Origin of the sequence: Paenibacillus sp. 11B (assembly GCF_030487755.1) — a bacterium.
GTDB classification, from domain to species: domain Bacteria; phylum Bacillota; class Bacilli; order Paenibacillales; family Paenibacillaceae; genus Paenibacillus; species Paenibacillus vandeheii.
The window spans coordinates 106429-120527 of sequence record NZ_JAUKNS010000007.1; the positions used below are offsets into that span (position 1 = coordinate 106429).

General features: G+C 48.3%; 8 protein-coding genes. 6 read left to right on the plus strand and 2 right to left on the minus strand.

Features of this window, described 5'->3' with window-relative positions; all coding sequences use genetic code 11:
* Positions 1–162 precede the first annotated feature (162 nt).
* The 4 genes from Q0V21_RS26320 to dnaI all read left to right on the plus strand — a co-directional run bounded on the left by Q0V21_RS26320 (position 163) and on the right by dnaI (position 8660).
* Positions 163–1482, plus strand: a complete 1320-nt coding sequence (locus Q0V21_RS26320) for a glycoside hydrolase family 125 protein (protein WP_301881284.1) — start codon at positions 163–165, stop codon at positions 1480–1482.
* Positions 1479–4652, plus strand: a complete 3174-nt coding sequence (locus tag Q0V21_RS26325; protein ID WP_301881285.1) for a beta-galactosidase — start codon at positions 1479–1481, stop codon at positions 4650–4652. The genes Q0V21_RS26320 and Q0V21_RS26325 overlap by 4 nt, the downstream gene beginning before the upstream one ends.
* Before the next feature lie 4 nt (positions 4653–4656).
* Positions 4657–7479 (plus strand): alpha-mannosidase, encoded by a 2823-nt coding sequence (locus Q0V21_RS26330; RefSeq protein WP_301881287.1) that lies wholly within the window; start codon positions 4657–4659, stop codon positions 7477–7479.
* Positions 7480–7709: 230 nt separating this feature from the next.
* Entirely contained in the window at positions 7710–8660 is a 951-nt protein-coding gene (gene dnaI, locus Q0V21_RS26335) for a primosomal protein DnaI (RefSeq protein WP_079347662.1), read from the plus strand.
* 118 nt (positions 8661–8778) lie between these two features.
* Here dnaI and Q0V21_RS26340 read toward each other — a convergent pair whose 3' ends face one another.
* The gene (locus Q0V21_RS26340; protein WP_094937839.1) at positions 8779–8934 is read right to left on the minus strand and encodes a YqzM family protein; all 156 of its coding nucleotides are present in this window, start codon (positions 8932–8934) and stop codon (positions 8779–8781) included.
* 264 nt (positions 8935–9198) lie between these two features.
* Here Q0V21_RS26340 and trxA point away from each other — a divergent pair, with 264 nt between their 5' ends.
* Positions 9199–9516: a thioredoxin gene (gene trxA / locus Q0V21_RS26345; RefSeq protein ID WP_017692451.1), complete on the plus strand. Its 318-nt coding sequence runs from the start codon at positions 9199–9201 to the stop codon at positions 9514–9516.
* Between the two features lie 478 nt (positions 9517–9994).
* Positions 9995–12085 (plus strand): excinuclease ABC subunit UvrC, encoded by a 2091-nt coding sequence (gene uvrC, locus Q0V21_RS26350; protein WP_024632631.1) that lies wholly within the window; start codon positions 9995–9997, stop codon positions 12083–12085.
* Here the strand turns inward: uvrC and Q0V21_RS26355 are convergent.
* On the minus strand, positions 12054–13751 hold the full coding sequence (locus Q0V21_RS26355) for a CPBP family intramembrane glutamic endopeptidase (protein ID WP_301881290.1): 1698 nt from the start codon (positions 13749–13751) through the stop codon (positions 12054–12056). The two genes, uvrC and Q0V21_RS26355, sit on opposite strands and share 32 nt — an antisense overlap.
* Positions 13752–14099: the final 348 nt, after the last annotated feature.

The window sequence follows — 14099 nt, forward strand, 5'->3', positions numbered from 1 at the left end:
TCGCCTTTATCCCCGGATTTTACCTTCTGGAGAAGGGAATCAAAAAAATCTGGGGATAACAGCGATCGGAAGGTTATTCTGTCATCGTAGTGGTTAGTGTGAATGTTCTCAGCTGATCTTTTACAGCTACACCATTCAATTTGTTAAGGAGTGCACTCATTCATGGAACAATTCAGACTACCCAAAATACCGATGCCACCTGTTGCATTGCCACAAGCCGTTCAGGCTGTAATGGAAGAAGCGGAGCAGAAGCTGGCGCACAGACCGAAGCTGCTTCAACTATTCAAGAACTGTTTTCCCAATACGATTGAAACGACAACGAAATTAATGGATGACGGCACGACCTTTATCATCACTGGCGATATTCCAGCTTCCTGGCTGCGTGATTCCGTGGAGCAAGTGGTGCACTATATTCCGTTTGCGAAGGAAGATGCAGATCTGCAACGTATCATTGGCGGTTTGATCAAGCGCCACATCCAGTACGTTCATATTGATCCGTATGCCAATGCCTTCAATGAGACAGCCAATGACTGGCACTGGAACACAACCGACGTGACGGAGATGTCACCTTGGGTATGGGAGCGCAAATTCGAGATTGATTCCCTGTGCTTTGTTATCCGTCTGGCTTATTTATATTGGAAAGAAACCGAATTGACGGATATTTTTGATTCCAGCTTCAAAGCAGCAATGCTCAAAATCGTGGAGTTGTTCCGCGTGGAGCAGCATCACATGGAGCAATCACCATATAGCTTTACCCGCAATAACGGCATTGCTACGGATTCGATCCGCAATAATGGACGAGGCATGCCTGTCAATTACACAGGTATGATCTGGTCTGGATTCCGTTCCAGTGACGACGCGTGTGATTTTCACTACAACATCCCTGGCAATATGTTTGCCGTTGTTGCCCTGCGTCATATGCAGGAGTTCGCGGAGTGGGTGTTCCGTGACATGGCACTTCTGCAGGAGCTTAAGGATCTGGAAGCTGAAGTAGATCATGGTATTCAGCTTTACGGGATTTACCGTCATCCTGAATTTGGCCCGATCTACGCGTATGAGACGGATGGCTTCGGCAACTACTGCCTGATGGATGATGCGGGTACACCTGGACTGATGTCCATTCCTTACCTTGGCTATGTCACAGCGGATGATCCGATCTATCAGAATACGAGACGTTTTGCGCTCAGCAAAGAGAATCCGTTCTATTATGAAGGCAAAGTTGCCAAAGGAATCGGCAGCCCGCATACACCGCCGGATTACATCTGGCATATGGGTCTGTCCATGCAGGGGTTAACGGCCCAGTCTGCTGAAGAAAAGCTGGAGATTATTCGGATGCTGGAAGCAACAGATGCGGATACAGGGTATATGCATGAAGGTTTCCATGCAGACGATCCGACGATATTCACAAGAAAATGGTTTGCCTGGTCCAACAGCCTGTTCTCCCAGTTGGTCTATAAATCCATGAAGGATGGCCTGCTATGAGTAGCGCACAGGTGAAGGGAACCAAGCTGATTATTTTCTCTGATCCAGCGTTTCCGGTGCAAGGCACGTTGCCAACGCAAGATGCTCTTGATTCATGGAATGCGTCCGAAGAAGTCATCGTTGCAGGCGCGGATGAATTGGCTTCGGTTTTGAGCAGGGCGGCAGGCGAAGGGTGTTTCGTGAATCTGCATGCACCCTATTTTCCAAAATCGGCTTGGACCGAAATTGCAGCTTTTCTTCATCAGGGCGGAAGCCTGATCAGCGTTGGTGGCGCACCATTTAAGCGTCCTGTTCGTCAGGAGAATGGGACATGGGTTTCCGAGTCGGAACAAACGGCATATCACCAGGAACTTTACATTCATGAGGCGTTACAGGTATCCGCAGCCAAAGTGGATTCACTAACTTCATCCGAAGATATTCCGCTCCTTGCAGGTAAGGAAGGAATGTTCGAAAGTGCGGATACGTGGAACCTGGTACCTCATACAACCAAAACTAGCGATTTACCACATCAGATGGGTTCTTCAGGTCCGATGAGCACGCAGATTTCTTCGCTGCTCCGAGGCTATAGCAAGGATGGTCGCAGCATCGCTGCCCCGATCGTATTGTGGGAAAACTCCCGCAGTACGTTTGCCAGTTCCCGCTGGTTGTTTGTGCACCTGCCTCTGACAGCTATCTTCTGGGAACAGAACGGAGCAGCTGAAATGGTGAATTGGGCACGGTATTGCGCCAAAGGTGTAACCGAGCTATCTCTGAAGCCGAACTATGCTTCGTATGAACCGGGTGAACGAGCTTCACTGATTCTCCAAACCCAAATTCTACAGCGTGCGGGCAGCAGACGAAGTGAGCCTGAGGTGTGGACGTTTGATTTGACGGTTGAACGGGAGAATCGCACCAATGGCACGGTAGAGAAGGTATGGAATCATCACCTGGAGATGGAAATTTCCGGCGAGCAGCGTTTTGAACGCATTCTTCTTCCGGTTTCAATCGAGAGCGGGCTGTACCGCATCGTGAGTCGTGTTCAGGCACCAGATGGAGAAGTTCGCATAATGCGGCAGGGTTTCTGGGGGCAGGACGCGGCCTTGTTGGCAGAAGGTGAAGTTATTACACGCAGCAGAGATTATTTTATCAAAGACGGGCGTCCGCTGCCTGTTGTTGGTATGACCTACATGACCTCTGACGTGGCACGGAAATTTCTGTTCTTGCCCAATGCAGATGTGTGGGATCGGGATATGGCACAGATGGCGAAAGCGGGCATTAACTGGATTCGGACCGGGATCTGGACTGCCTATCGCAACATGATGCAGGTGGATGGACACATGTCCGAGGATGTACAACGCGCCATTGATGCGTTCCTGTTAACGGCAAAACGGCATGGCCTTCAAGTGACGTTTACCTTTTTCTCCTTTACACCTGAGACGTGGGAAGGAACGAATCCGTATCTGGACCCGCAGAGCGTAGATGCACAGAAACGATTCATCCGCAGCATTGTCAGTCGTCACAGACATTCCACACATGTGGACTGGGATTTGATTAATGAACCGTCGATGTTTGATCCGGTGCGCATATTCTCGAATGGTCCACGTTCGGCACGAGATTTGTATGAGCAGCAGGCGTTTATCGAGTGGCTTCAGCAGCGTCATCAGACGATTGAAGCGCTGCAAGAGGCATGGAACATGTCACCTAAGCAGCTCCCGGACTTTACGGCAGCAGTCATTCCAGAGCCGGAAGAGATCAATTTCGATGTTCAGGATATGCACAAGGCTAAAAAGGGAACACGCTGGCTGGATTACTGTCTCTTCTCGATGGAGATGCATAATGTTTGGGCAAGAGAGCTTGTAGGCACGATCAAGGATCTCGTTCCTGATCACCTGGTTACCGTGGGACAGGATGAAGCTCTTGGAGCACAGCGGCCTTCACCGTTCTTCTATGAACAGGAAGTGGATTATACAACGGTGCATTCCTGGTGGCTCAATGATGATCTGATCTGGGACGGTATTTTTGCCAAAACACCACATAAACCGAATCTCATTCAGGAGACAGGCATCATGTATGTGGAAACGCCGGATGGCCGGGCCAAACGCACAGAGGAAGAGCTTCACAGCATTCTGGAGCGTAAATACGCTTATGCCTTCTCAACAGGTGGTGCCGGAGCCGTGCAGTGGATCTGGAATACCAACTTCTATATGGATAATGCCAATGAATCTCATATCGGGGCGCTGCGAGCGGACGGTACGGAAAAACCTGAGGCCGATGTGTCTTATGACTATGGACGATTTATGGAACAGATTCGGGACTTGTTTACCGATCGTGAGCTGGAGGAAGTTGCAGTAGTCTTCCCGTATTCCAACGACTTCTCGAACCGTGCCCTTGCTTACGATGCAACAACGAAACTTACCCGTGTGATGGCTTATGAGTTAAAGCTGCCGTTCCGGGCTGTATCCGAGTATCATCTGGAAGCTTTGAAGCAGCAGCCACCGAAGCTGATCATGGTTCCGAGTCCGCACAACATGGACAACGGTGCGTTAAGCGAGCTGCTGAACTTCGCGGAGAAGGAAGGAGCTACGCTGCTTATTACCGGACCGCTCGGTTTGGATGCCTATTGGAAGAGAAGTGAACGGGCAGATCACCTTGTAGGCGAGCGCAGTCTGGGCAACGTACAGCGAGAAGAAATGCTAAATATTAACGGGGTGAATCACCGCGTCACGTATGGTCGTCGCCGGATTGCCGAGGTGGCAAAGGAAACGTTGCTTCATGCGGAGAATCATACACCTGATGAAGTAGTATTACTGCCATTAGGCAAAGGCAAATTGATCTGGAGTCCGCTGCCGCTGGAGTTGAATGGCCGGGATGAGCCGCTGGCAGACCTGTATCGATATGCGTCAGAAGTGGCTGGCATTGAACATGAGCTAGAATGGATATCTGGCGGTGATCTGGCAGGGATTTATGGCCGGAAGCTGAGCTTCCCGAAAGGAAATCTGTACGTATTCGTGTCAGAGTTTGCTTGGGATCATGAGGTGAAAGTCAGAGATAAGCGTACAGGAGTTCTGTATACGTTCCTGTTGGAGAAAAATCGCTCTGTGCTGTTTGCCACAGATGCTGCCGGACAGCTGCAAGCTGTGTATCGTCCGGATGAGGTAGAGATTGTACAACAAGAGGTAGAGGGGGAATAATTCAATGACTAAACCGACAAGCAAATCGAAGAGAGCACATATTATTTCTCATACGCACTGGGATCGGGAATGGTATCTGCCGTATGAGAAGCACCATATGCGATTGGTTCAACTGGTGGATTCATTACTGGATCAGCTCGATCAGGGCCCTGATTTCAAAAGCTTTTATCTGGACGGCCAAACCATCATCATTGAGGACTATCTCCAGGTTCGACCTGAGCAGAAGGAGCGGCTGGAGAAGCATATTCGTGATGGACGAATTGTCATTGGACCATGGTATATCCTGCAAGATGCCTTCCTGACCAGTGGTGAAGCCAACGTTCGTAACATGCAGGTCGGGCATCGGGATGCAAAGCGTTACGGAACACCTTCAAAGATCGGATATTTCCCCGATACCTTTGGACTGGTGGGACAGACACCACAGCTTATGCTGCAATCGGGCATCGATAATGTCTTCTTCGGGCGAGGCGTGAAGCCAACGGGCTTCAACAACACGGTGTCTGACGCTGGATACGAATCCAGTTTCTCAGAGCTGATGTGGGAAGGCCCGGATGGATCGAAGGTGCTCGGTGTTTTATTTGCCAACTGGTACTCCAACGGGAATGAGGTTCCGGTGGACGAAGCTTCGGCTCGCAAATTCTGGGAAACCAAGCTCGCAGACGCAGAGAAATATGCATCGACAAATGAATTGCTGTACATGAACGGATGTGATCACCAGCCGATTCAGAAGGATCTGCCTGAAGCCATCCGTATGGCTGAACAGTTGTATCCCGATATCGAGTTTGTTCACTCCAACTTCCCTGACTATCTGTCCGCCTTGAAAGAATCTGCGGTTCAAGAGCTGTCTGTTGTAAAAGGAGAGCTGCGCAGCCAACGTACCGATGGCTGGGGCACTCTGGTGAACACAGCTTCGGCTCGCGTTTATCTGAAACAAATGAATCAGTTGGGACAGGCCATGCTGGAAAAGGTGGCTGAGCCACTGGCTTCGTTCGCGCACCTGTTGGGTCATCCTTATCCTCATGATCAACTCACTTATGCCTGGAAAACGTTGATGCAGAATCATCCGCATGACAGCATCTGTGGCTGTAGCGTAGACGAGGTGCATCGCGAGATGGTTACACGCTTCGATAAGAGCCGTCATGTCGCTGAGGCCCTGATTGAGGACAGCACCAGCCAAATCGCAACAGCGGTAGATACTTCAACCTTTGAACGCTTTGGTGAAGAAGCGCGGCCTGTGGTTGTGTTTAACACATCGGGATGGGAGCGCAGCGGTGTGGTTCAGGTAGAACTGGATGCGGCCCGTCTGTACTTCCGTGAAGGCTTCTCATTGGAGGATATGGCTGCCAAAATGAACGCCATTGACCTGTCAGGCCGTATATTGGTGGATGAAGAAGGTAAACCAGTTCCTTGTACGGTAGAGGATTTGGGTCTGCAGTTCGGCTATGATCTGCCAGATGACCGATTCCGTCAGCCCTATAGCTGTCGCCGGGTCAGCATTACGTTTGAAGCAGGGAACGTGCCTGCACTTGGTCTGAGGACGTATGCTTTGGTTCGCATGAACAGCAATGCTTCGAGTGATTTAAATGCTGTCGCTGGAGAGTCTGTAGATACCAATGCGACTTCATCTACACTGCTGCGTGGTGAACGTGGCATGGAAAATGAATATTTGATCGTAAATATTGCAGACAACGGTTCATTTACACTCACAGATAAACGGACAGGACGGACGTACAAGGATCTTGGCGTGTATGAAAATGTCGGCGATATCGGCAATGAGTACATGTTCAAACAGCCAGAGAATGAAGTGGCATTGACTACGAAGGATCTTCAGGCAGAGATTCGGGTCATCGAAGATGCGCCTTACAGAGCATCCTACGAAATTGTTCATCATTGGGAGATTCCTGAGTCCGCGGACGAAGTGCTTGATCGTGAGCAGCGGGAACTGATCTATTACCCGCATCGCAAAGCGCAGCGTTCCAAGCAAATGGTGACGCTCAAGATCCGAACCATTGTGTCGTTGAGTCGCAGTGGAAAAGGCGTCAAGCTCGAAACAACCTTCAACAATCAGGCGAAGGATCATCGGGTGCGGGCACTCTTCCCGACGGATCTGACAGCGGCTGTTCATCACGTGGACTCGATGTTCGAAATTGCTGCTCGTGATAATACGCCTGCACCGGAATGGCAGAATCCGAGTAACACTCAGCATCAGCAAAGTTTTGTTGATGTGAGCGAGGATCAGGCTGGATTGGTTGTAGCCAATCTGGGTCTGAATGAATATGAGGTTCTTGAGGATGGACGGAATACAATTGCCGTAACATTGCTTCGTGCGGTGGGAGAGCTTGGAGACTGGGGATTGTTCCCGACACCGGAAGCTCAGTGTCTCGGAGAGCATTCCTTCCAGCTGGAGATCATCCCTCATGACGGGAACGGAGCTACCTCCGGAGCATACATTGAAGCATACCAGTTCCAGATTCCATGGACTATGGCTCAGACGGACGTACACCCGGGTTTCCTGACGCCAAGCAACACACCGTTTGAGTGGCAAGGGGACGGTCTTGCGTTTTCTTCACTGAAGGTGAACGAGGATTCGGGTGATCTGATGTTACGTTGGTATAACATGAGATCTAATACGACGGAATTGAAATTTGCTGCTTCGGAGTCCATCCCGCAAGCATTGGCAGACGCATATCAGAGCAACATTCTGGAGGAAGAGACAGGCAAGCTGAATGCTTCTATTATAAATGAATCCTCGGCTGCTATGATTAGCAAGGAATGGGCTTTGCAGGCGGGACCTTGCGAGATTGTTACCGTGGGGTTGCGTCGTTAATTTGGCAAGCGTGATCGGATCCATTCTTTGTGTAGAGTCTACCTGAAGTTCAACGGACTGTCATGGAATGGATAATGTTTTTTCCAGCTGAAAATGTTGAGTTATTCCTCAAGTTTATATAGAATGAACAGTAGCATTACAAGCGATCGAAGGTTACCCTGCCATCATGATGGTCATCGTAAAATTTAATTGTTCATTCTATATTGAAACTATTAAGGAGGCTTGAAGCCATGGAATCCTTGGGAGGACTGCTTCAGCAGCTGAATCCTTCCTTTCGTGAACAGTCGCGGCGGATTGCGGCGGAATTGATGGAAGATCCGTACGTACGCGAATTCCGCGCAGGTCATCCTGAACTGAAAGATGCACAGCTTATGACCGATCTGAGCAAGCTGTATCAGTATGCCAAAGATTCGAAGAACTGTGCGAATTGTCCGGGGCTCGACAACTGTCCTAACGATTTCCAGGGTCACTTTTGCAAACTGGAAGTAGAGCATTTTAACGGTAAACCCGAAATTATAGATAAAAAAGCACCTTGTTCCAAACATATCGCCCGGCAAAACGAGCATGTTATCAAGCAGAGAATCCGCAGTTTCTATGTGGACGAGCGTGCGCTCAATGCAGGATATAACGATGTGGAAATTATGGGCAAGGATCGGATGCGTGCTCCGGCGGTGAACCAGGTTCTGCGTTATATTAACGAGACCAAGGAGAATGGATTGTCTCCGCAAGGACTGTTTTTGGAAGGATCATTTGGAACGGGCAAGACGTTTCTGATGTGTTATCTGCTGCATGAACTCGCGGTTGTGGGCCACACAGGTGTCATTATCTACATGCCTGACTTTGTGGAGGATCTGAAATCCATGATCAGTGAAGGAAACAAGCTGAAGGAAACGACGGATATTCTGAAAAGCTGTGATCTGCTCATCTTTGATGATATTGGGGCAGAGAATCTGAACCCATGGGTTCGGGATCATGTGATGGGTTCCATTCTGAATTATCGTATGAATCGCAAGCCTACATTTTATACGTCCAACTACAACTTGGATGGGCTGGAGAAACATCTTAGCTTCACCAGCAGGGACGGCGAGGAAATGAACAAAGGCCAGCGTTTGATGGACCGGATTCGTCCGTTTGTGGATGTCATCTCGGTTCGGGGTGAGAATCAACGGGGCAAACGTTAATCCCTATTATGTCACCGATCTGATCTGATTATTTTTACTCATACAGTCCCAAAAAAAGCCTGGCTTTCGCATTGTCGCGAAAACCGGGCTTTTCTGGCCTGCGTGCAGCCTGAAGATCCTATTCGGTAATAAATTTGAAGATAACCATTCCGAAAAAGATGACCGTCATCAGGCCGGCCATGCCAGTAACACCCGCTATAAGATCAAACAGATCGTTACGGGGTTCCTCGTTCACATGTTCACGCGGGTCGTTGATTCGCACATTTGCATCCATGGTATTGCCTCCTTATGGGGATTACAGCTTGCCCTTTTTGGGAGCTGAAGCCCGGAGTAATTTTAGTATACTTGGAAAAGAAAGCGTTTGTAAAGATTTTGCAGTGATCCTGCCAAGTTCTTCAATTGTGAAGATTTGATGTTGGGAAGATGAACATTGATGCGTTCATTTCACAAGTTTAAAGTACCTGTGTTATACTGGAAGTGTCGTTCACGACGTTACAGGTTAAAATAAACCGTAAGTATATATAAGGAGGACAATTTCATGGCTATTGTTAACGTATCCGATCAATCCTTTAACGCTGAAGTCGAAGGCGAAGGAACGGTTCTTGTTGATTTTTGGGCGCCTTGGTGTGGTCCTTGTAAAATGCTCGCTCCAATCCTGGAAGAGCTGTCCACTGAAGTTGGCGATGCAGTGAAAATTGCTAAAGTCAATGTGGACGAAAATCCGGAATCTGCTTCCCGCTTCGGCGTAATGAGCATTCCAACTTTGATCTTCTTCAAAGACGGTCAACCAGTTGATAAAGTGGTTGGTCTGAACTCGAAAGATGCTCTCAAAGGAATTATCGCAAAACATCAATAAGTTACCAGGCTTACACATACGCCTCCGGTTATGCGCCGGGGGCGTTTTGCGTCGAAACCTTTTATATAGGACAATATAAAGTATAATTATTTTTACACGATAACGTAGAGTGCAGGACCGATCTGGGGAAGCGTAGCGTTCCCATTTATTCTAAGACTTTTCCCTTATATATTATTGGATCTAATTATTTACACAGTAACGGAGAGGACAGAAAAAACCTGGAAAAGCGGAGCGGTCGCATTTATCACCGGATGTTCCCTTTGAAAAAAGGGGAATCGAAAAAATCTGGGGATAACAGCGATTGGAAGGTTGTTCTGTCATCGTAGTGTCAGTGTGAAATATCTTTTAGTTCAATTAAAATAGAAAGGAACTCATAGAAAATCCGGGATAATGACGATCGAAAGATGGTACTGCAATTGGAGTGGTACAGTGTAACCTTTTATTTATACTTTTTTCAGGAAGGAGGACCCACCGAATTATGGATGAATTCCTTACAAACGTACAGGAACAGGAGAAGGCACTGGAGCAGATCCGCCACAAGCTGGCTTTGCTGCCCGACATGTCCGGCTGTTACCTGATGAAAAACAGTGAAGGTACCATTATTTATGTAGGTAAGGCCAAAGTGCTGAAGAATCGCGTAAGATCTTATTTTATCGGCAGTCATAATGGGAAGACCCAGCGCCTGGTGTCCGAAATCCGTGATTTCGAATATATCGTTACTGGCAGTAACATGGAAGCGCTCATTCTGGAGTGTAACCTGATCAAAAAACATATGCCGCGGTATAACGTGCTGCTCAAGGATGACAAGACATTTCCTTACCTTAAAATTACGAATGAAAAGCATCCCCGGCTCGAAGTGACCCGGCGTGTGCTCAAAGATAAAGCCAAATACTTCGGACCTTATCCGAACTCGTATGCGGCACACCAAACGAAAAAGCTGCTTGACCGGATGTATCCGCTGCGCAAATGCGGCGTAATGCCAAAGGAAGTTTGCCTGTATTACCATATGGGTCAGTGTCTGGCTCCATGTGTTCAAGAAGTGGGCAAGGAGCAGTATGATGAGATCTCCCAGGAGATCAGTTCCTTTCTGAGTGGCGGGCATGAAGAGATCAAGAAGGATTTGCAGCGCAAAATGCAGGAAGCGGCTGAGGATCTTTATTTTGAACGTGCCAAAGAGCTTCGGGATCAGGTTATCGCCATTGACGCGATGATGGAAAAACAGAAAATTACGATGGCGGACGCCAGAGACCGCGACGTATTTGGTTTTGCCATTGATAAAGGCTGGATGTGTGTCCAGATTCTATATATGCGTCAAGGGAAAATGATCGAACGTCACGTCTCAACATTCCCGTTTTACGGTGAGGCATACAGTGATTTTATGTCTTACGTGACCCAGTACTATAGTGATAATCCAGCATTGCCGCAAGAAATTTTACTGCCGGAAATGCCGAAGAATCTGGAAGATGGTGAAGTCAACGAGGATGCTGTATCTGATGCTGATGGAGCGCGATCTGCGGCCGTGACAGCTGAGTCAGAACAGACAGCACGGTTAACACAAGATTCAATTATGGAGCCACGTGTTGCCGAATCCCGTGCATCTTATGGAGATATCCAGCCAGAGGTAGATTCAGAAGAAGCTGCGATGGTCATTCAGGACAACGCTGTTGCTGAGGCGGATGTATTGGCTGATAAACAGGCCCCAGGCCTCGAAGATCCTTCTCAGGTCGCAGCTGCATTGCAGGAATGGCTGGAAATCAAAGTCCACATCCCGCAGCGTGGGTTGAAACGGCAGATGATTACGATGGCGGTAGATAACGCACGCGTAGCGTTGGAGGAGAAATTCCGTCTGATCGAGCGCAACGAAGAGCGAACCTCAAAGGCCTCGGAAGGCTTGGGACGTTGGATTGGCCTGGATCAGCTGCGCCGGATCGAAGCGTTTGATAACTCAAACATCCAGGGAACCAACCCGGTATCTGCGATGATTGTATTTACCGATGGCAAACCGGATAAGAAAGAATACCGCAAGTATAAAGTGCGCTCGGTAGAAGGGCCAGATGATTATGAAACGATGCGAGAAGTTATCCGCCGCCGTTACGAGCGGGTGCTGAAAGAAAACTTGACCCAGCCTGACCTGATTGTTGTCGATGGAGGCAAAGGCCAGATTTCGGCCGCCGTGGACATTTTGGAGAATGAATTGGGATTGTTTATTCCGGTATGTGGATTGGTGAAGGATGCGAAGCACAAGACCTCGCAACTAATGATCGGCAATCCGCCGGAAGTCATTTCCTTGCCACGTGACAGTCAAGAGTTCTACCTGTTGCAGCGGATTCAGGAAGAGGTCCACCGTTTTGCAATTTCGTTCCACCGGGAGCAGCGTGGAAAATCGATGGTGACTTCCCGTCTGGATGCTATTCCAGGGATCGGTGAAAAGCGGCGCAAGCTGCTGCTGAAGCATTTTGGCTCTTTACGCAAAATAAAAGAGGCCAGCGTCGAAGACTTCCGGCCTCTATCTATTGGTGACAAGCTTGCGAATCAAATTATTGCAGCACTTCGTGATGAGGAGTCGTAACATACGGCTTCTTTTTTTTGTTTGGATTCAATTTGTAAATGACATAACCAACGATCCCCGGAAGTACAATCCAGAAGAGTCCGGCGGAGATGTTGAGCGCATCACCCATGAAGATCAGGCTGAGCCCCATCAGCAGGCTATCAAAGATAACATGTGCGAATACAACGGCGATGAAGCCGTGCCGCAGCATGATCAGACTGAACAAGAGTCCAATGACTGTCAGCTCAATCGGACGTGTAATGACGGGATAGATGGGATACAAGGTGTGACCCAGTGCCCAGATCAATGTTGGGATGAGGCAGGCAATGAACGTATTGCGTACTACCTTCTGCATCATGCGAATTCCGAACAAACGATAGACCGTTTCCTCACCAATCCCGGCCATCCAGGCCATAATCGGGAAGATCCAGGCATAACTCATGTTGTACGTGGACTGATCAGCCGATGTTGTCGACCAGCTTCCAATACTCCGCTCCAAAATAAAGAACAGTACAGATTGCACACCCAGCAGAATCAAGGCCCATAGGTAACCTGTATACATACTGTGCAGCACATATTTTCCGTATCCGGGCTCTTTGGCGCGAGGCCAAGGATTCAGACCGATTTTGCGCCACATGCCGTCACCGGCAACGAGCGACAGATAGATGGTTGCACTCATGACCAGAGTGATCCCCGCCTGCATGACCATCAGGAAGGTCAGCATAAAGTTAGATAGCCCTTGCGCCTGAAATAGCGGCATCATGTTCAGGGTTCCAATAACGGAAGCCGCAAAGTATACCAGAGACAGTACGATTCCGCGTTTGAACGACGTGTGTGCTCTCGTCAGAATACTGTAGATGATCGCGAGCACGCCCAGCACAAAGGTCAGAAAAGCATAACCACCGTAAGTCATCCAGTTGGCTTGGCGGGTCTGATTTTGTACATAATCGGTATGGGAGACAGGGACCGAGAAAACCGATTCAAAGGAGCGGACGGCTCCGTCTTCAAACGTAAAGTTCAGTTCCAGCTTGGAATCTCCAATTTGCTTTTCATTATCCGTGTATTTCAGTCCCGCTTCTTCTTCACGGGTGTCGAGCTGAAGTTTCGGTACATTATACCCGAATTCGCCAAGAACTCCAGCGGCTAGCTGCTCTTTCTCATTTAAAGAAAGGTTATCTTCGGCTAAGCGTTGGGCAGCATTCACTTTACTTTTGTCCTGCTCAGCCTCGATGGATGCATACAGGGAAGAAGGGAGCTCGCGCTTAAAGGCGACCACTTTTCCTGTTCTCATATGTACGTCAACATTCAAATAACCGCCTTTGTCCTGATCGGGCAAACGAACGCGGTACACATCGTATGGATAGGTTGTTTCCCATTTCTTGTTATAGGTTTCTAACTGTTTGGTTTTGGCCATATACCCATAGATATCGGAGTGGGTTTGGTATGTCACTAACTCGTTTCCAGTCTTCGTCGGCAGGGTATAATCGGGTAGAGAAGCTGCAAAAGACCGAGCCGACTCCGCCGCTTTCTCCTTGCTTATAAAGGATGTAGACTGGATATCAGTCGTTTGCGATGAGGTGGCAGGGAAGATTTGAAAAACAAAAAACAGAATCAGGCCAATCGCCGCAAGCAACCCTAAACGCTTGAAGTTAGCTTTGAGTACCAAAGGCTGCCCTAAGGGATTCATTTAATATTGTTCCTCCTTTATTAATATGGATATTAAAGTAAAGATAGCACAGCCCAAGCCCCGAATGCCAATGGTGAAACGAGAAGCGGTGCAAATGCATGAAAACGAATGAAAATGATCGAAACAATATGATCTATCCGTCGCCATATCTGAGTTTTTCCCTTTTTGACGGAATTCGATGCTATTTACACAAAAATCGTTTTGTATACAAACGCCTCAGCGCTTATAATTTTGAATCAAATGTCCAATATTCCGCATGTCTTTAGGCTAACAAGGGAACGAATAGAATGTATTCCAACCTAATGTTATGTGATTCAACGATAATTCATACATGTTTACGCTCCGAAA